Raw genomic sequence first — 18,367 nt, 5'->3', positions numbered from 1 at the left:
TGATGCAGGTATTTAAAAGAGCAGGCAAAATTTTACTCTGGTTTTTCGGAGGAAGTGCTGTTCTCTTAGCTATATTATGGATAACAGTCGCACGCTGGCTTCCTGTTGTTGCTTCTCATTACTTACCAAAGCCACTTCAATTATCATTTTTAGATCCAAGAATGTCTCAGGGGCAATTACAGATCGCTGAGCTCAGTTTAACAGCAAAGAATTGCAAACTTGTTGATTTGCAAAATGCTCGTCTTTCTTTTTTCCCACTTCATTTAAATATAGATAATGTTAACGTTTCTACAGAGTGTATTAGCGCACTTGAATCGGATGAAATGGCATCTGGAGAACCGCTAAATATTGCTGAGCTGATTGACAAAATTCCTCTTTTTTCTATGGTCATAAATAATATCAATATCCAACCATGGGATGACTACCAGGGGAGTATTTGGTTACGCCGTTCAGATAAAAACATCCCTTTGCAGTTTGATTTTAGAGGAGATAATTTAAGATTATCCTCGCTGATTACTAAAGATAAACAGTTGGTGATCAGTGAGTTCTCGGCATTTTTACCAGAACAACAGCAAACAATAACATTAACAGGTGATGTTCAATTACCACTCATTGCAAGCCAACTTCCACAAAAAGGAATGTTGGAGGCCAATTTTAAATTATTAAGCCCTGAAAAACATTTACAAGCAAAATTAGCATGGCTAGATGAAAATGGAGTGTTAATTGTCACTGACACGGATATGCAAAAAACGGTACTGAATCTTCCATGGGCATTATCACCATCAATAGTTACCGTTTCACAAGGAAAATGGCAATGGGAAGAGGCAGGGATACCCATAGAAGGTGGTGTCAGCTTTCAAATTGAAAATTGGGAAAAACCATTAGGCGATATGATTTTTTCTGGGCGTTTGAATATGTTGACGCAGGCGAAGAAAGGTAAGGGGAATATTGTATTAACGCTACCAGAAACGCATCTTGATTTATTAAATACGGATGTTGATTTTAAGCTAAATGGGCAAGTTAAATATGATGATATGGTTCTTGATATTAATCTGCCTGCGAAAATTTCAGGACAATTAACCTCACCTAAAATCTCTTTACTATCAGGCTCATTATTAAGAGCTTATGGGCGAGCATCGCCAACGATCATGTTAAAAGAGATCCGTTTACCTTTGGCTGGAACATCTTTAAGCGAAGAAGGAATATCGGGAAGGCTACAGGCAATATTAAAAGTGCAAGAGCAATATTGGGGGGACTTTGATATTCACCTTGATGGTAAAGCCAATAAATTTACCCTTGATAATGGTAAGTGGTTTTGGAATTACTGGGGAAATGCCAAATTACCTTCATTAGCAGCACGTTGGGATATTAAGGGCAATGGTAGTTGGCAAGACTCATTAATTACCTTAAATAATCTGACAACAGGCTTCGATCAAATTAAATATGGTTTGTTATCGATGAGTGCCCCACGCTTAAAACTCACAAAGCCATTGCAGTGGCAAAGAGATGGGACAAAAGCTAGCTTTAATGGTGCATTACAATTAACCAGTAATCGAATGCAGTTTGGTGTCGAAAGTTATTTACCAAAAATAACAGTGAACGCGGATATTAAAGGAAAGTCACCTGCTGAATTTCAATTAAAAGGTGATTTAAGCACGCAAGATGTGGGGCCCATTGTTATTTTTGGGCGTTGGGATGGTGAGCGTTTAAGAGGGGAGGCACGCTGGCCAGAACAGTCTGTCACCGCATTTCAAACATTAATACCTGCCGATCTTGGACTCGAACTTAAGCAAGGTAAGTTATTCTCACAAGCGGCATTTTCAATTACCCCAGAGGATGGGTTTATTGCTGGTGGACATTGGCGTGTGGAAAATACAAGTCTTTGGTTAAAAGATGGTGAGTTATCTGGCTTAAATTTTGTATTACCATGGCGTTTAAAGCAAAGCACATGGACTTTTGGGGAAAAATCTCCCGTAGAATTGCGAATTAAAAAGCTCAACAACCTTTTTGAACTGACGGATATTAAAGCCGACTTAGTTGGAACTTATCCGCCAACAGATTCAGCACCACTGAAACTCACAAATGTTGGGTTTAAAATGTTGGGCGGTGATGTCTCTATGGACTTATTACGTTGGCCGCAAACGGATGCATCGACGATACGATTACATCAAATTGAACTGAGTCAATTATTTACCATACTAAAAGTATCTCAATTTGCCGTTTCAGGCAAAGTAAATGGTGAACTTCCGTTTTATTTGAATAATCCTGAGTGGATAGTCAAGCAAGGATGGGTAGAAAACAATGGTCCTTTAACCTTACGGTTAGATACACAGTTTGTAGAATCTATTCAAAAAGATAATATTTCTGCGGGGTCTGCCATTGGCTGGTTACAGTATTTAGAAATAAAACGTAGCCGTACCGATGTGAATATCACTAATCTAGGGCAGCTAACGATGAAAACAATCCTTGAAGGCTTTAACGCTCAAGAAAAGAAAAAACGGGAGGTGCATTTAAACTACCAACATGAAGAAAATATTTTTCAGCTGTGGCGTAGTTTACGATTTGGTAGCTCTTTAGAAGAATGGCTTGAAAAGAACCTATGAAGGTTTAAGGAATAACGTGAGTACATTAAAAGTAAGTACAGTGATTATTATGGCTTTTTTCTTAGTGGCATGTTTGCGAGTAGAAGTTGCGACACCAGATAAGCCAATTAATATTAATATGAATGTGAAAATAGAGCACGAAATACAGATAAAAGCTGACAGACAAGTTGAAGAGTTACTCAAAGAAAACAGCGACTTATTCGGGGAGGTCAGCGATAAATGAGCCGAATAATAAAAGTATTAACTCTGTGTTCACTATTAAGTGTATTTTCAGCATTTTCACTTACGGTGGATGAAGCAAAAGAAAAAGGGGTTTTGGGTGAAACGCTATCAGGCTACTTAGCGGTAGTAAAAACTGAGAATGTTGAAGCCGTTAAATTAGCAGAACAAATTAATCGTGAACGGGAAAAAAAGTACAGCGAAATTGCGTCCAAAAATAACCTTAAAACCAATGAAGTCGCTCGAATAGCAGGGCAAAAACTAGTCGAAAGGGCGAACGCTGGGGAATATGTGCGAGGTATTAATGGTCAATGGCTAAAGAAAAAATAAAAATGCGCACTCAGAAAGTGCGCAAAGTATAACAAAATAACAAAGGTAGTTTAGGTTGTTTTGATGATTGATTTAGACAATAAGGCCATTAATGTGTTGTTGAGCTTGCTGGTGGGCTTTTTCGACTGAACCATTACCTAAAGCTGTGCCTTCGGCAAAAACAAATTCAATATCTTTAATACCCAGAAAATTTAAAAATAAAGTCATATAAGGCACCATGGTATCTGCTGGGGTATCTTTATATATTCCACCACGGCTGGTTAAGACAAATGCCCGTTTATTTTCCAGTAAACCGACAGAGCCTTGTTCGGTATATTTAAATGTATGGCCTGATCTCGCAATAAAATCAAAGTAATGCTTTAAGTGTGAGGGGATCGTAAAATTATACATTGGCGCAGCAATAACAATGACATCATGTGCTTTTATTTCTTCAATTAAGGAATTAGACAGGTCTAAATGTGCTTGTTGTTGCTCTGTTTTCGTGTCACTAGGGCCAAAAGCTGCTAAAATTTCACCATCAATGGCAGGGATTGGCTCATTGACGAGATCTCGAACAGTCACAGTGTCCTCAGGGTTCTTTTCTTGCCATTGTTGAATAAAGTAATCGGCTATTTTATTGCTTTGAGAATTGTCTGCCAGAATACTTGATTTTAATAGTAATACGTTACTCATTATGGTCCTTAAATTTATTGATGTTGCTTTACGTATAATCATACGTGATAGCTAACTGATTGATAGAAAGAAAATTAGACTACCTTCTTCAAAAAAACTGATGGTATTATTTATGTAATAACAAGAACTAAAAAATAAAACGAAATATTGCTGCTATACGACGAAGTAAAAGGCCGTCGTGCATTGTACTTGATTAAAAATAAGGGTTTAAAGCGTGAAATCCATACTGATGGCATTAAATGCTGAAATAGGACAAACTTCACTGCGTGATCAGTGGTTACTGAAAAAAAGAATTCAAGGTATTGCAAAAATCCGTGATGAAAAATCACGTAATGCGGTACTCGATGTGATTAAAGCAGATATTGAATTAGCAAAACAAAAAGTTGCGATAAAAAAACTGAACCCACCTAAAATTGTCTATCCAGATAATCTTCCTGTTAGTCAAAAGAAAGACGTTATCTTGGATGCAATTAAGAAGCACCAAGTGGTGATTATTGCAGGTGAAACAGGATCAGGGAAAACAACACAGATCCCGAAAATTTGCCTCGAGCTTGGCCGCGGTCTCCAAGGTTTTATTGGTCATACTCAACCAAGACGGTTGGCGGCCCGTTCGGTTGCGACCCGTCTTGCTCATGAATTAGAGTGCGAGCTTGGTACTAATGTGGGTTATAAGGTACGTTTTAGTGACCAAGTGAGTGAAACAACTCAGGTCAAATTAATGACAGACGGTATTTTGCTGGCGGAATTACAAAATGATAAATTGCTCCTGCAATACGATACCATCATCATTGATGAGGCCCATGAAAGAAGTTTAAATATTGATTTTATTCTAGGCTATTTACGCCAATTATTACCAAAGCGGCCTGATTTAAAAGTTATCATTACTTCCGCAACCATTGATCCTGAACGTTTTTCTAAACACTTTAACCATGCTCCAATTGTCGAGGTTTCAGGGCGTACTTATCCGGTTGAGGTGCGTTATCGCCCTATAATTGGGGATGATAACGATAACGAACGTGACCAGATTGATGGGATCATTGATGCAGTAAATGAATTATCTGTTGAAGGTAATGGCGACATTTTAATTTTTATGAGTGGAGAGCGGGAAATTCGTGATACCGCAGATGCACTATCCAAATTGTCATTGCGTCATACGGAAATTTTACCTTTATTTGCAAGGTTATCTAATAGCGAGCAGAACCGAATTTTTCATCCTCATGGTGGCAGACGCATAATTTTAGCGACTAACGTTGCGGAAACATCACTCACAGTTCCAGGTATCAAGTATGTTATTGATACGGGTTATGCTCGAATTAGCCGTTATAGCTATCGAACTAAAGTCCAACGCTTACCCGTTGAAGCCATTTCACAAGCATCAGCCAACCAGCGTAAAGGGCGTTGTGGACGGGTTTCCGATGGTATTTGTATTCGATTATATTCAGAGGAAGACTTTCTTTCTCGCCCTGAATTTACCGATCCTGAAATTCTAAGAACTAATTTAGCTTCCGTTATTTTGCAAATGACCTCTATTGGGCTAGGGGATATTGCTGCATTTCCATTTGTTGAAGCACCAGATAAGCGCAATATTCAAGATGGTGTGAAGTTACTCGAAGAGCTCGGTGGTATTAAACCGCATAAACAAGTGGATAAAGGCTATCAACTTACGGATATAGGCCGACAACTCGCGCAATTGCCCGTTGATCCTCGATTGGCGCGGATGGTGATTGAGGCGCGAAAACACGGTGCAGTACGTGAGACGATGGTTATTGTATCGGCGCTATCGATTCAAGACCCAAGAGAACGCCCATTAGATAAGCAGCAAGCTTCTGATGAAAAACACCGTCGCTTCCATGATAAGCAATCGGATTTTATGGCGTTTTTAAACCTTTGGGATTACCTCAAAGAGCAACAAACCCAGCTTTCGAATGCGCAATTTCGCAAAATGTGCCGCCAAGATTTTCTAAATTATTTACGCATTCGTGAATGGCAAGATCTTTATACCCAGTTACGTCAAGTAGTGAAAGAGCAAGGCTTTGCAATTAATAGTGTTGAAGCGGATTTTCGAGGGATCCATGTTTCATTATTATCGGGCCTGCTTTCTCATATTGGGCAAAAAGATGCAGATAAACATGAGTTTACTGGAGCAAGGAATGCGCGCTTTACTATTTTCCCAGGCTCTGGTTTGTTCAAAAAACCGCCTAAGTGGGCCATGGTTGCAGAGTTGGTTGAAACATCAAAATTATGGGGGCGTATTGCCGCCGCTATTGATGTTGAGTGGGTTGAGCCTCTAGCGGTGCACCTGACTAAGCATAACTATAGTGAACCACATTGGTCAAAATCAGAAGGCGCAGTGATGGCATCTGAAAAAGTGACATTATATGGTTTGCCAATTGTGGCATCACGGCAAGTGAATTATGGCAATATTGACCCGCTGCTTTGTCGTGAATTGTTTATCCGTCATGCCTTGGTTGAAGGGGATTGGTTAACACGTCATGCGTTCTTTAAAGAAAACCTGAAATTGCTGTCAGAAGTTGAAGATTTAGAACATAAATCTCGCCGCCGCGACATCCTTGTTGATGATGAAACCCTATTTGCCTTTTATGACCAACGTATTCCAAACGATGTGATTTCATCTCGTCATTTTGATAATTGGTGGAAAACAGCGTCAAAACAGCAAGCTGATTTGCTGAATTTTGAAAAGAGCATGTTAATCAAGGAAGATGCAGGCAATGTCTCCGCGCTTGATTACCCCAATTATTGGCATCAAGGTGATTTAAAATTCCGCTTAAGTTATCAGTTTGAACCTGGAACAGATGCGGATGGCGTGACGGTATATATTCCGTTAGCAATTTTAAATCAGGTGCAAAATAGTGGGTTTGACTGGCAGGTGCCAGGATTGCGTCACGAACTGATTGTCGCATTAATCAAATCATTGCCTAAGCCTATCAGACGAAATTTTGTTCCTGCTCCTAATTATGCATCAGCGTTTCTTGAGCGAGTAGCAGAGCCAGAAGGAAATGTATTAGATAAGCTAGAAAAAGAGCTACGACGGATGACTGGCGTTACGGTTGATCGTGATGCTTGGCAGCTTGACCAACTTCCTGCGCACTTAAAAATGACTTACCGCGTGATTGGTGAAAAAAATAAAACCATCGCAGAGGGGCAAGACCTTGATGTTCTAAAAAGCAGTTTAAAAGAAAAAGTACAAGAAACGCTTTCTGAAGTTGTTGATGATGGTATTGAGCAGTCAGGATTACATATCTGGAGTTTTGGCGAACTACCACAACGCTATGAGCAAAAGAGGGGCGGTTATTCAGTGAAAGCCTACCCAGCGTTGGTTGATGAAAAAAACAGTGTCGGTATTCGGGTGTTTGAAACGGAATTTGAGCAGCAACAAGCCATGTGGAGTGGTGTTCGTCGATTATTATTGCTTAATATTCCTTCTCCAATTAAATATCTCCATGAAAAATTACCCAATAAATCTAAATTAGGTTTGTATTTTAACCCTTATGGTAAGGTATTAGACCTTATTGACGATTGTATTGCTTGTGGGGTTGATCAACTGATCTCCAACTTTGGTGGTGCTGTATGGGATGAAGCGCAATTTGAGAAGCTTAAAGAGTTTGCTCGTGCAGAACTCAATGACGTTGTGGTCAATATTGCGAAGCAAGTTGAACAAATTCTAAGCGCGGTGTTTGCCATTAATAAACGTTTGAAAGGGCGGGTAGATTTTTCTATGGCACTAGCACTTTCTGATTTAAAAGCGCAAATGGGGAACCTAGTCTTTAAAGGGTTTGTGACCGCACATGGCTGGAAGCGTTTACCTGATGTGCTACGTTATTTAAATGGCATTGAACGTCGCCTTGAAAAACTGGCTATTGACCCGAATCGTGATCGCGCACAAATGAGCAAAATTGAGCATGTGCAAAATATGTGGCAACAATGGCTAACGAAACTTTCACCTATTCAAAAAAATATACCAGAGGTGCAGGAAATTCGCTGGATGATTGAAGAATTACGTATAAGCCTATTTGCTCAACAATTAGGAACGCCATATCCAATTTCAGACAAACGTATCATTCAAACGATGGAAAGTTTGTCACAAAAACTCTAACGTATTTTTTAACTTGGATGAATAAAACCGCTTTGGGCTTATAGTCTAAAGCGGTTTTTTATGTCTAATCGCATATTACTGATATTTTAGTTACAACATACTATTTTTTGATAAAATTTATATACAATTGCGTAAGTACAACAGTTTTAGGTCACTAATCGTAAAATAGGAAACAGTGCATAATAAAGTAAGGATAGGCTGAGCGAATAGAAAACTCGATATAATACGGGGAGTTGTATTGAATGAAGGAAAGGAGGGCAGAGACCCTCCTTGATAGCCATCAAGCCACTAAGTAATAAAGGGCAGGAAGGGATGCACCCATGATAGCGAACGCCATAGTGGTTTCAATGGCTTTTAATGGAGCCTTACAAGACTGTTGTTGACGTGCATAGAAAAACACCAAGATTCCTGGAGCATATAACACAACGGATAGCATAAGATTGATTAACCCAGAGGCATATAATAACCATAGGCCGTAAACACTTGCAACGAACCCAACCATTAATAATGCTTTGCTGTGCCTTTCAAATGCGACTTTCATTAAGAATGCACCGACTAGAAAATACGGTACTAAAATCATTTCTGAGGCAATTGTCAGTAATGTATTGTAATTACTGCCACTGAGCCAAATTAAGACCAAAGAAAGCTGTACCGCGCCATTCGTTAGCCATAAAGATGAAGAAGGGGCATCATTTTTATTTAGCCGATTGAAGACTTTAGGGAAAGATTGATATTGTGCTGCAATATAAGGTACCTCAGCAGCCATAATAGTCCAGCTAAGGTAAGCGCCACAAACTGAAATGATGAGACCTGCAGCGATAATGATATCGCCACTTGAACCAATCAAATTAACCATTAAAGTGGCCATTGATGGGTTTTTAATCTCTGCCAGTTCAGCGCGAGGCATTATACCGAGTGATAATAATGTAACAAGTATATAAATGATGAGTGCAGAGCTAACGGCGAATATCGTTGCTAAACCAACATCACGGCGGTTTCTCGCTCGAGCGGAAACCACAACAGCGCCTTCGATACCAATAAACACCCAAAGGGTAATTAACATGGTGTCTTTAACTTGTTCCCAAACAGGCATTTTTAGCTCAATCCCACTAAAATCGGCACTAAAAATGTCGAGTTTAAACGCAAAAAATGCTAAAACGATAAATAGCCCGAGGGGAACGAGTTTTGCCATGGTGGCTAATTTATTAATACCTGCAGCGGTTTGTACGCCTCGTAGGACTAAATAATGAACAAACCACAGCAAGATAGATTCACCAATCAATGCCTGCCATGTATTCCCATCACCAAAAATGATGTTATCAGGGGTGTCGGTGAAAAAGCTGATCGCAGCAAAAACGATAACCAAGTAAGAGACATTGGCCACAACGGCACAAAGCCAATATCCCCACGCGGAACAGAACCCAACAAGTTCACCAAAGCCGACTTTTGCATAGGTAAAAATGCCACCATCAAGATCAGGACGAATGCGCGATAGTAATAAAAGGGCAAATGCGAGAAATAAGATACCAACGCCTGTAATAGACCAACCAATGATTAATGCCAGTGGGCTCGCCACTTCAGCCATATTCTGAGGAAGACTAAATACACCCGCACCAACCATTGAGCTAAGAACAAGGGCGGTTAATGCAGTAAGGCTTAATGTATTTTTCAAAGTAAATCCTGAATGTTCAACAATCAAAAGTTAAAATGACGTTAAAACGCCATTACAGTAATGAGTTTAACTAACAGCGTACAATAATCTAGAGAGATTGACTGCCATAATTTGAGTGGTGGATTCTACGAATGAAATGGCCGATATGCAATGGGAAAATATGCATTTTATCAGGTGATTTATTCACTTTTTCGTTAATTCTGAAAAAGCACGGTAAGAAATGAGATAAAGAGAGGGGCTGAGCTGTAATTATGGGCGAAAAAAAACCAGCCTAGTGATTTAGGCTGGTTTTTAGAAGAGTACACTATTTATTATTTAAATAGGTCGGCGCTAATGGTTACGCTTCCGCCATTAGATTGCCATTCTCTTGTAATATGGAAATATTTAGCACCTTTAGCTTCAGCACGTTTCGCAATTTGATAACGTACTTCAGGAGTATTGGTGTAGTAACCAGAGAATGTAATTGAGTCAAATGGAACCATCTGCGCAGCAGCTGTTTTATTAACTTCTTCAATTACATAACCACTTGGTAACGTTACGCTAGTACGCCCTGGTTGGCTACTTGATGTTTCAAAGAAACGACCAACAGCAGTTGTTGGTTCTTCTGATGAAGCAACCCCTGGGATACGCACTTTTTTCGCAGCTTCTCCACCTTCAGCTAACAGAGCTCGCCCTGCATCTGAATCGGCTGGAACAACAGCTTCCTCATTAAGAACTTGGCGTTTTGGCGCGTCTTTCTTATAGATATAAGCTGTTGCTAATGTATTACCACCATCATTCATTGCGATATTACGAACGACATAAAATGAAGCCGCATTCTTTTTGAGAGCTTGTTTCGCGATGGCTTCATATAAATCGGGTTGAGAAGGGTAAAAACCACTTACAGTGACAGTATCGAATGGTTCGTACTGTGCTGCATCGGTTTTCGACATTTCTTCAACACCACCGAATACTCGGCGTTTTGGTTCATCGACACTTGGTGCATCTTTGGCATAGACATCAGCAACAACACGCATGTTGCCGCTATCGCCTATATCGTCAAGGCTTTGAATGTAAAAGGCATACGCCCCCATTTTATCAGCCCTACGGGAGACGGCATCGGATGCTTCATAGATAGCATTAAAGCGCCCGGTGACTGTTATACGCTCATAAGGTTTTAATTCAGTAGCCTGTTTTGGCGTCAACTCAACAGCCGCCTGAGTAGCAGTTATACTAGTTAATGATAGCACCGCGGCTGCGATGACCGTAGTTTTCAGCTTCATACAAAATCCTTCCGCCTTGCGCAATTTATTATAAACGTGCTGAATCTTAGTTGTATCACATGTACGTGATTATTACACGTAACTGAACCTGTTGTCTCATGATTTTCTTTTTATAAGAAATAAATAATTATTGACTAGTCAAATTTACCAGATTTTTTAAAGTATCCAGTATTTTATTGACCTAAAACTAAGATTTTCACTGTGAATTCCATTTACTGTCTAAGAATCGCGATCAATTATGGATCAAGAAGCATATTTTCAGTAGGTTATTAGGACATTTAAAATCTGTTTATGCACAAAATAAGACTTTTCTCTGTGCTAATGGTCATTATTTTAGCAAACACCTATAAACAACATTACATTAGGCTTTAAAAAGGGAACATTATGCGTATTGGTATACCAAGTGAACGACTTGCCAATGAAGCGCGTGTTGCTGCTACACCGTCAACAGTCACTCAACTTCTTAAGTTGGGCTTTTCTGTTTGTGTAGAACACAACGCTGGTCATTTAGCGAGTTTTGATGATACCGCCTATGAGCAAGCTGGGGCTGAGATTGTCGATCGTGACACCGCTTTTGCCGCGGATATTGTTTTTAAAGTCAACGCACCATTTGAAGATGAAATCCCGTTGTTAAAAGAAGGGGTGACACTGGTGAGTTTCATCTGGCCAGCACAGAATGCTGAGCTAATGGATGCTTTAAAAGCACGTAATATCAACGTGATGGCAATGGATGCTGTACCTCGTATATCTCGTGCCCAATCATTAGATGCATTAAGTTCAATGGCCAATATCGCAGGGTATCGTGCCATTGTAGAAGCGGCTCATGAATTTGGTCGTTTCTTTACAGGGCAAATTACTGCCGCAGGTAAAGTACCGCCAGCGAAAGTCATGATCATCGGTGCAGGGGTTGCAGGGCTTGCGGCCATTGGTGCTGCGGGTAGTCTTGGTGCAATAGTGCGTGCATTCGACACTCGTCCAGAAGTGAAAGAGCAAGTTCAAAGCATGGGCGCTGAATTCCTTGAACTCGATTTCAAGGAAGAAGCGGGTAGCGGCGACGGTTATGCAAAAGTCATGTCTGAAGCCTTTATTAAGGCGGAGATGAAACTGTTTGCTGCTCAAGCAAAAGATGTTGATATCATTGTGACCACCGCATTGATTCCAGGTAAACCAGCACCAAAATTGATCACCAAAGAAATGGTCGAGTCGATGAAGCCAGGCAGTGTTATCGTGGATTTAGCTGCTCAAACTGGTGGCAACTGTGAATTAACACAAGCGGATAAGCTGGTTGTTACTGACAACGGCGTCAAAATTATTGGCTATACCGATTTACCAAGTCGCTTACCAACACAATCTTCACAGTTATACGGTACTAATCTTGTTAACCTGATGAAATTGTTGTGTAAAGAGAAAGACGGCGAAATTAATATTGATTTCGACGATCTGGTTATTCGCGGTGTGACTGTCATCAAACAAGGTGAAATTACGTGGCCTGCACCACCAATTCAGGTATCTGCACAGCCGCAGGCGAAACCGAAAGCAGTGGAGAAAGTTAAAGCACCTGAGAAGAAAATGTCGCCAACGCTGAAATATGGTTTGATGGCGTTAGCGATTATTCTTTTTGGTTGGTTTGCAAATTCTGCACCAAAAGAATTTTTATCACACTTTACCGTATTCGCGCTTGCGTGTGTCGTAGGTTATTACGTGGTGTGGAACGTGACACATGCGTTGCATACACCACTGATGTCAGTGACCAATGCAATTTCAGGGATCATTGTTGTTGGTGCGTTACTGCAAATTGGCAGTGGCGGCTGGGTAAGCTTCTTATCCTTTATTGCCATATTGATCGCAAGTATCAATATTTTCGGTGGGTTCACTGTAACTCAGCGTATGTTAAAAATGTTTCGTAAAGGGTAAGGGGTAACTTATGTTGTCGAGTGGAATTGTGACAGCGGCGTACATTGTTGCTGCTATCCTATTTATTTTTAGTCTAGCGGGGCTATCACGCCATGAAAGTTCTCAACGAGGGAATACTTATGGCGTGATTGGTATGGCGATTGCACTTATCGCGACCATTTTGGGGCCACACAGTGCCAATGTAGGCTGGATGATCATTGCGATGGTTATTGGGGCCGTTATTGGTATCCGTTTAGCAAAAAAAGTTGAAATGACCGAAATGCCAGAGCTGGTTGCTATTTTGCATAGCTTCGTCGGTTTAGCGGCAGTGCTCGTTGGTTTTAACAGCTTTATCGCAAGTGAAGGCCATGCTGATGCTGTGATGGAAAATATTCATTTAACTGAAGTTTTCCTCGGTATCTTCATTGGTGCGGTGACCTTTACGGGTTCAGTGGTGGCTTACGGTAAGTTATCAGGCAAAATGTCATCTAAACCAATGATGTTGCCAAACCGTCATAAACTCAACTTAGCTGCGCTGGTGGTTTCATTTATTTTATTAGTGATTTTCGTTAAGACGCAAAGCGTTGGCTTGCAAGTGTTCTTAATGTTAATCATGACGGTGATTGCATTAGCCTTTGGTTGGCACTTAGTGGCCTCTATTGGTGGTGCAGACATGCCAGTAGTCGTTTCAATGCTGAACTCCTATTCAGGTTGGGCAGCGGCAGCGGCAGGCTTCATGTTAAGTAATGACTTGCTGATTGTGACAGGGGCATTAGTGGGCTCATCGGGTGCTATCCTGTCTTACATTATGTGTAAGGCGATGAACCGTTCATTTTTCAGTGTGATAGCGGGGGGCTTTGGTACAGATGGCTCTTCAACAGGTACTGAAGAAGAAATGGGTGAGTACCGTGAAAGTACCGCCGAAGAAGTCGCTGAAATGTTGAAAAACTCAACTTCAGTGATCATCACACCAGGCTACGGTATGGCAGTAGCTCAAGCACAGTATCCTGTAGCAGATATTACAACCAAACTGCGCGAACGCGGTATCAATGTCCGTTTTGGTATTCACCCAGTTGCTGGGCGTTTACCAGGCCATATGAACGTGTTATTGGCTGAAGCAAAAGTCCCTTATGATATTGTATTAGAAATGGATGAAATTAATGATGATTTCTCTGACACTGATACGGTATTAGTTATTGGGGCGAATGATACGGTTAACCCTGCGGCGCAAGAGGATCCAAATAGTCCAATCGCTGGAATGCCAGTTTTGGAAGTTTGGAAAGCGAATAATGTGATTGTATTTAAACGTTCTATGAATACGGGATATGCAGGTGTGCAGAATCCATTATTCTTTAAAGAAAATACGCAAATGTTGTTTGGTGATGCGAAAGACAGCGTTGATGCTATCTTACGTGCGTTGTAATCACTGAATAATTAAATAAATATTGTGGGGTTATTGGCCTATGCCAGTAACCCCATTTTTTAATCATTTATTGGTGCAAAAGCGAGCGCAATTGGTTAAACCGCGTGCAAAGGTAAAGACCAATAAGAAAGCAAGCGTCGCAATCGTTAACATACTGGCCATGAGAACGCCACCATTGAAGTGATCCATCACATAGCCCCCAACTAAACTACCGATCGTAATTAAAATTAAAAACATAAAAGTAATTAAGGCGGAACCTTTTTCTGTTAGCTCAGGCACATGGACATGCATCCACATATTAATCGTGGCAGGAACCATACCCGCCGCTACACCCCATGAAAATACGAATATTACGCTCGTTGCCCAATTAAAATCTAAGGCAGATAATGCTAAAAATGCTAAAGCTAACAGTAATGCGCTGATGGCAAAATTATAGCGAACGTTATATTTCCCCACGTAACCCGCTAAAATGTTGCCTACGACACTGGCAAGGCCAAAAAATAGCAATAATGCAGAGATTTGCCCTTCAGCAAATCCCGCGGTTTGTTTGAAAAATACGGTAAAATAGTTATAAGCCGAAAAATGCGCTAAGAAAATCAACGTGAATATGATCAACCCTTTACGTGCAATAGGGTGTGATGGCATGAGTAATAATTCATTCCACTGCATGGATGAAGAAGGCTTCAATGAAGGTAACGAAAAATATTGCATCAATAGCGCTGCAATACCCGCAATAACTAGCGCGATGTATGGCATTCTCCAACCGTAGTTGTCAGATAACAACGCCCCTAAAGGAACTCCAATGACGGTCACTAATGTCACCGCAGAAAAGAAGATAGTTACAGAAGTGGTAATCGCCATATTTTTAGGAGCCAAACGGATCACAAGGCCAGCAGCAACCCCCCAGAAACCACCTAATGCGATTCCTAGTGCAAATCGGCCTAGTAGAACTAACCCAAAACTGGATGCAAACGCAGTAATTGCATTGGCGAATATCATCAGTGCAACTAAAAAGAGTAATACTTGGCGTCTATCAATATTTTTTGCATAAATTGGGACGAATAGTGCGGAAACCATCCCTGCAATTGACGTTACGGTGACTGTAAGGCCCGCTGTTCCTGTTGAAATTTGAAAATCGTGAGCGATGTCATTTAGCACACTAATGGCTAAAAATTCACCAGTCACAATAATGAAGCAGGCAAAAGTTGCAGATAAGAGTGAAAGCCAGTTACCATTGTGCGAAGAAAGATTAATTGTTGTCATGTGCTTTCCATGGAAAATTGAATAAAGTGTAAATGTATAATTTTATAGTGACCGCTATAGAATTATTGCGCTATTCTTTATGCTAATTTAGATGCTGTCAATTGTTTTTATAGTGATCGTTATAAAATGTTTATGGTACACTGTATCGATGACTGGTGAAGTGAGAATATGAATCAGATAAAACGTGGGCGACCTAAAGGGTTTGACCAGCAAGACGCATTAGAAAAAGCCATGTTATTGTTCTGGCAAAATGGTTATGTGGCGACATCGATTAGTGATTTAACCCAAGCACTAGGCATCACTGCGCCCAGCCTTTATTGTGCTTTTGGTGATAAAGCATCATTGTTTAATCAATGCATTGAATATTATTTAACTAATGAAGCGTGCCCCATTTTGTCTATCGTGAAGCAAGCGAAAACAGCGAAAGTGGCGATTGAATTGTTGATGTATGAGAGCGCAAAGAAGCTTATTCAACCAGGTAAGCCCGCGGGTTGTATGTTAATTACTGCGACCATGAATGGTTCTAAGCAAATTGAAGATGTGCAATTGAGTGTGCAAGAAAAGCGCAAAAGCTATCAAGAAATTTTGTTGCAGCGTATGAAAAAAGGCATTGAAGATGGTGATGTTGCGCCTGATGCCCCTATTAGCGCCATTGTAGATTTTTATATTACGGTGATTGATGGCTTTACCATTCAAGCTTGTGATGGCATCGAGCTTGAAAGATTAAACCAAGTTATTTTTAATGCGATGCAAGCCTGGCCAATACTCAATACAAATTTACAGCAACAATAATAATGCTCTTAATAGAAAACCCCCAAAAGTATGGGGGTTAAATACTTAAGGTAATGGTTTAGTCATCATCAGCGGCATTAATAGGGCACACAAAACCATCAGGTTTTATTGCTAATAAGTCACATTTTAGTTTATCAATAACGTGTTCAGCGGTATTTCCTAAGAACGCTGCGGATAGGCCAGTACGGCCTAAAATGCCCAGTACAACGACACCCGCTTGTAATTCCTCACACATTTCTGGAATGATTTTCTCTGGTAATCCTTCGCGAACATGCGTGTATTTCTCATCGATACTGAATTTTTGTCTTAATTCTTTCATGGCAATTAGGTGCTGACCACGTAGCGCATTATTATAAAGGCTAGGGTCAAAATCAGGCAGCTCAATTGCAATATTCATCGGGGCGACAGGGTAGGCGCTGACAAGATGAATTTCTTGTTCCTTAATAATTCGTGTCGCTAAATCACGCGTTTTTTCCACTAACTTAATATTTAAGTCGTCATGGTAGGATTCTTCATTAGATAAGTTAACCGCAACCACCACCGACCCGTGATCAGGCCAAACTTTATCTTTTACCATCCAAACGGGAGATGGGCATTTTCTGAGTAAATGCCAATCTAGAGGTGTGAAGATAATGGATTCAAAGTTATCGGTCTGATGAGCCATTTTTAATAACAAGTCGTGTTCACCGCTGATGACCTCTTGAATAATGGCCTCATAAGGCTTGTTATGCCAGATCACTTTTATTTCGATATCAATACCCGCTTCGAGGTAGAAGTGGGCTTGCTGTTTAATCCACGCCGCTTTTTGGCTGATGACACCTTTACGCATAGCGTTACGTTCTTCAGGAGAGAGCAGCGTTGTCATGTCATAAGACAAGTCATAGATGGGTAAAAACGCTTTTATCCGTCCACCATTACGCTGCACGATGTAGACAGCTCGTCTTAATGCAGGTTGATCATCCTGATTTGGGTCAATTGCAACTAGCAGGTTTTTATAGTTTGCCATATTGAAGTCCTCTCGATACACGGATATTTCCACATAGATAAACTAAGATATTGGCGTTAAATAGGCAAGAAATCTGGGGAAAAAAACGAAAACGGATCACTATTAATGTGATCCGTTTGGGGAAGCTAGCAAGTAATTGCTGAAACTTTACCTGCAATATCAGTCAATTTAGTCATATCTTCGATAGTGATATATTTGCCTTTTACGCTAAGCATGCCACTTTTTTGGAAGCGGCCTAATAGGCGACTAATTGTTTCGACGGTTAAACCGAGGTAATTACCGATATCACCACGAGTCATGGTTAATCTGAATTCTCTTGGTGAAAAACCACGTTCAGCAAAACGATGAGAGAGATTAAGAATAAATGCAGCTAAACGCTCTTCCGCATTTTTCTTGGATAATAAAAGGATCATTTCTTGATCGCCTTTAATCTCACCACTCATTAAGCGCATTATTTGTTGACGTAGATTCGGCATTTTGCCTGATAAATCGTCTAACGTTTCAAATGGAATTTCACAAACCATAGATGTTTCAAGTGCTTGTGCAAAACTTGGGTGCTGTGTATGAATAATAGCATCAAAACCGACGAGGTCGCCTGCTAAATGGAAACCTGTGATTTGCTCATCACCTTCTTCAGTTATGGTGTAGCTTTTTATTGTGCCTGAGCGGATGGCATATAAAGAACGTAATTCATCCCCAGCCTTAAATAATGCTTGGCCTTTTTGAATCGGTTTTTTACGCTCAATGATATTATCAAGTTGATCCAGTTCATGTTCATTCAGAGTAAAAGGAATGCAAAGTTGACTAATACTGCAGTCCTGACAATGAATTGCACAACCACCAGACTGGATGCGACGAACAACTCTTTTTTCTGGGATCATATTAAATGCTCAATCAAGTTAAAATTATTGATATGAGTCAATTTTAACATAAGATAAGGCGGCTGGTAAGTAGTAATATAGGACAGAATTGACTAATTAGACAAAATAGCCAGACAAGTAGGGGCCATCAAATTAGTTAATTTAGACATTAATGCTAAATTAACGCAGATTATTAAATATTATGTTTGATATAGATTAAATATTAGCACCTAAACAATAAAAAGCTGACTTACGTCA

At 40.3% G+C, this 18,367-nt stretch carries 13 protein-coding genes; 7 read left to right on the top strand and 6 right to left on the bottom strand.

Annotated features, from left to right (window positions below):
* Nucleotides 1-2 precede the first annotated feature (2 nt).
* From AABS66_RS00830 to AABS66_RS00820, 3 genes are read left to right on the top strand one after another with little or no spacing between them, the layout of a single operon-like run.
* Nucleotides 3-2,603: a YdbH family protein gene (locus AABS66_RS00830; protein WP_430224437.1), complete on the top strand. Its 2,601-nt coding sequence runs from the start codon at nucleotides 3-5 to the stop codon at nucleotides 2,601-2,603.
* 49 nt (nucleotides 2,604-2,652) lie between these two features.
* A complete protein-coding gene (locus tag AABS66_RS00825) occupies nucleotides 2,653-2,826 on the top strand; it encodes a YnbE family lipoprotein (protein ID WP_206084422.1) in 174 nt (57 codons plus the stop codon).
* A complete protein-coding gene (locus AABS66_RS00820; RefSeq protein WP_206084225.1) occupies nucleotides 2,823-3,152 on the top strand; it encodes a YdbL family protein in 330 nt (109 codons plus the stop codon). Before AABS66_RS00825 ends, AABS66_RS00820 begins: the two co-directional genes overlap by 4 nt.
* Before the next feature lie 72 nt (nucleotides 3,153-3,224).
* On the opposite strand, the gene AABS66_RS00815 is transcribed toward AABS66_RS00820, so the two are convergent.
* Entirely contained in the window at nucleotides 3,225-3,824 is a 600-nt protein-coding gene (locus AABS66_RS00815; RefSeq protein ID WP_206084226.1) for an FMN-dependent NADH-azoreductase, read from the bottom strand.
* Nucleotides 3,825-4,053: 229 nt separating this feature from the next.
* Between AABS66_RS00815 and hrpA the strand changes: the two genes are divergently transcribed.
* Nucleotides 4,054-7,938 carry an ATP-dependent RNA helicase HrpA gene (hrpA, locus tag AABS66_RS00810; RefSeq protein ID WP_430224565.1) on the top strand — a complete coding sequence of 1,295 codons (3,885 nt, stop codon included), beginning with the start codon at nucleotides 4,054-4,056 and terminating at the stop codon, nucleotides 7,936-7,938.
* Nucleotides 7,939-8,218: 280 nt separating this feature from the next.
* Here the strand turns inward: hrpA and AABS66_RS00805 are convergent, their stop codons facing one another.
* Nucleotides 8,219-9,610: an amino acid permease gene (locus AABS66_RS00805; RefSeq protein WP_272573639.1), complete on the bottom strand. Its 1,392-nt coding sequence runs from the start codon at nucleotides 9,608-9,610 to the stop codon at nucleotides 8,219-8,221.
* Nucleotides 9,611-9,921: 311 nt separating this feature from the next.
* Nucleotides 9,922-10,872, bottom strand: a complete 951-nt coding sequence (gene ydgH, locus AABS66_RS00800) for a DUF1471 family protein YdgH (RefSeq protein WP_206084228.1) — start codon at nucleotides 10,870-10,872, stop codon at nucleotides 9,922-9,924.
* Nucleotides 10,873-11,256: 384 nt separating this feature from the next.
* Here ydgH and pntA point away from each other — a divergent pair, with 384 nt between their 5' ends.
* The gene (gene pntA / locus AABS66_RS00795) at nucleotides 11,257-12,786 is read left to right on the top strand and encodes a Re/Si-specific NAD(P)(+) transhydrogenase subunit alpha (RefSeq protein WP_430224436.1); all 1,530 of its coding nucleotides are present in this window, start codon (nucleotides 11,257-11,259) and stop codon (nucleotides 12,784-12,786) included.
* A 13-nt stretch (nucleotides 12,787-12,799) separates the two neighbouring features.
* Complete coding sequence (pntB, locus tag AABS66_RS00790; RefSeq protein WP_225819499.1) at nucleotides 12,800-14,188, top strand: Re/Si-specific NAD(P)(+) transhydrogenase subunit beta; 1,389 nt, start codon at nucleotides 12,800-12,802, stop codon at nucleotides 14,186-14,188.
* 63 nt (nucleotides 14,189-14,251) lie between these two features.
* On the opposite strand, the gene AABS66_RS00785 is transcribed toward pntB, so the two are convergent.
* Nucleotides 14,252-15,451: an MFS transporter gene (locus AABS66_RS00785; RefSeq protein WP_206084230.1), complete on the bottom strand. Its 1,200-nt coding sequence runs from the start codon at nucleotides 15,449-15,451 to the stop codon at nucleotides 14,252-14,254.
* 168 nt (nucleotides 15,452-15,619) lie between these two features.
* Between AABS66_RS00785 and AABS66_RS00780 the strand changes: the two genes are divergently transcribed.
* Nucleotides 15,620-16,243 (top strand): TetR/AcrR family transcriptional regulator, encoded by a 624-nt coding sequence (locus AABS66_RS00780; protein WP_206084231.1) that lies wholly within the window; start codon nucleotides 15,620-15,622, stop codon nucleotides 16,241-16,243.
* Nucleotides 16,244-16,301: 58 nt separating this feature from the next.
* Here the strand turns inward: AABS66_RS00780 and uspE are convergent, their stop codons facing one another.
* Nucleotides 16,302-17,249, bottom strand: a complete 948-nt coding sequence (gene uspE / locus AABS66_RS00775) for a universal stress protein UspE (RefSeq protein WP_206084232.1) — start codon at nucleotides 17,247-17,249, stop codon at nucleotides 16,302-16,304.
* 125 nt (nucleotides 17,250-17,374) lie between these two features.
* A complete protein-coding gene (locus AABS66_RS00770; RefSeq protein ID WP_068443675.1) occupies nucleotides 17,375-18,130 on the bottom strand; it encodes an FNR family transcription factor in 756 nt (251 codons plus the stop codon).
* Nucleotides 18,131-18,367: the final 237 nt, after the last annotated feature.

It is taken from the genome of Providencia sp. SP181, from assembly GCF_050446505.1.
Taxonomy (GTDB): Bacteria; Pseudomonadota; Gammaproteobacteria; order Enterobacterales; family Enterobacteriaceae; genus Providencia; species Providencia vermicola.
The sequence above is the reverse complement of the archived record's forward strand: the minus strand, read 5'-3'. Positions and strand labels throughout refer to the sequence as shown.

Excerpts from the sequence above, each read along its gene's own strand:
- AABS66_RS00770 (WP_068443675.1), bottom strand. The coding sequence starts at position 18,130 with ATGATCCCAGAAAAAAGAGTTGTTCGTCGCATCCAGTCTGGTGGTTGT.
- AABS66_RS00785 (WP_206084230.1), bottom strand. The coding sequence starts at position 15,451 with ATGACAACAATTAATCTTTCTTCGCACAATGGTAACTGGCTTTCACTC.
- AABS66_RS00780 (WP_206084231.1), top strand. The coding sequence starts at position 15,620 with ATGAATCAGATAAAACGTGGGCGACCTAAAGGGTTTGACCAGCAAGAC.
- uspE (WP_206084232.1), bottom strand. The coding sequence starts at position 17,249 with ATGGCAAACTATAAAAACCTGCTAGTTGCAATTGACCCAAATCAGGAT.
- AABS66_RS00815 (WP_206084226.1), bottom strand. The coding sequence starts at position 3,824 with ATGAGTAACGTATTACTATTAAAATCAAGTATTCTGGCAGACAATTCT.
- hrpA (WP_430224565.1), top strand. The coding sequence starts at position 4,054 with ATGGCATTAAATGCTGAAATAGGACAAACTTCACTGCGTGATCAGTGG.
- AABS66_RS00825 (WP_206084422.1), top strand. The coding sequence starts at position 2,653 with ATGGCTTTTTTCTTAGTGGCATGTTTGCGAGTAGAAGTTGCGACACCA.
- AABS66_RS00830 (WP_430224437.1), top strand. The coding sequence starts at position 3 with ATGCAGGTATTTAAAAGAGCAGGCAAAATTTTACTCTGGTTTTTCGGA.
- ydgH (WP_206084228.1), bottom strand. The coding sequence starts at position 10,872 with ATGAAGCTGAAAACTACGGTCATCGCAGCCGCGGTGCTATCATTAACT.
- AABS66_RS00820 (WP_206084225.1), top strand. The coding sequence starts at position 2,823 with ATGAGCCGAATAATAAAAGTATTAACTCTGTGTTCACTATTAAGTGTA.
- pntA (WP_430224436.1), top strand. The coding sequence starts at position 11,257 with ATGCGTATTGGTATACCAAGTGAACGACTTGCCAATGAAGCGCGTGTT.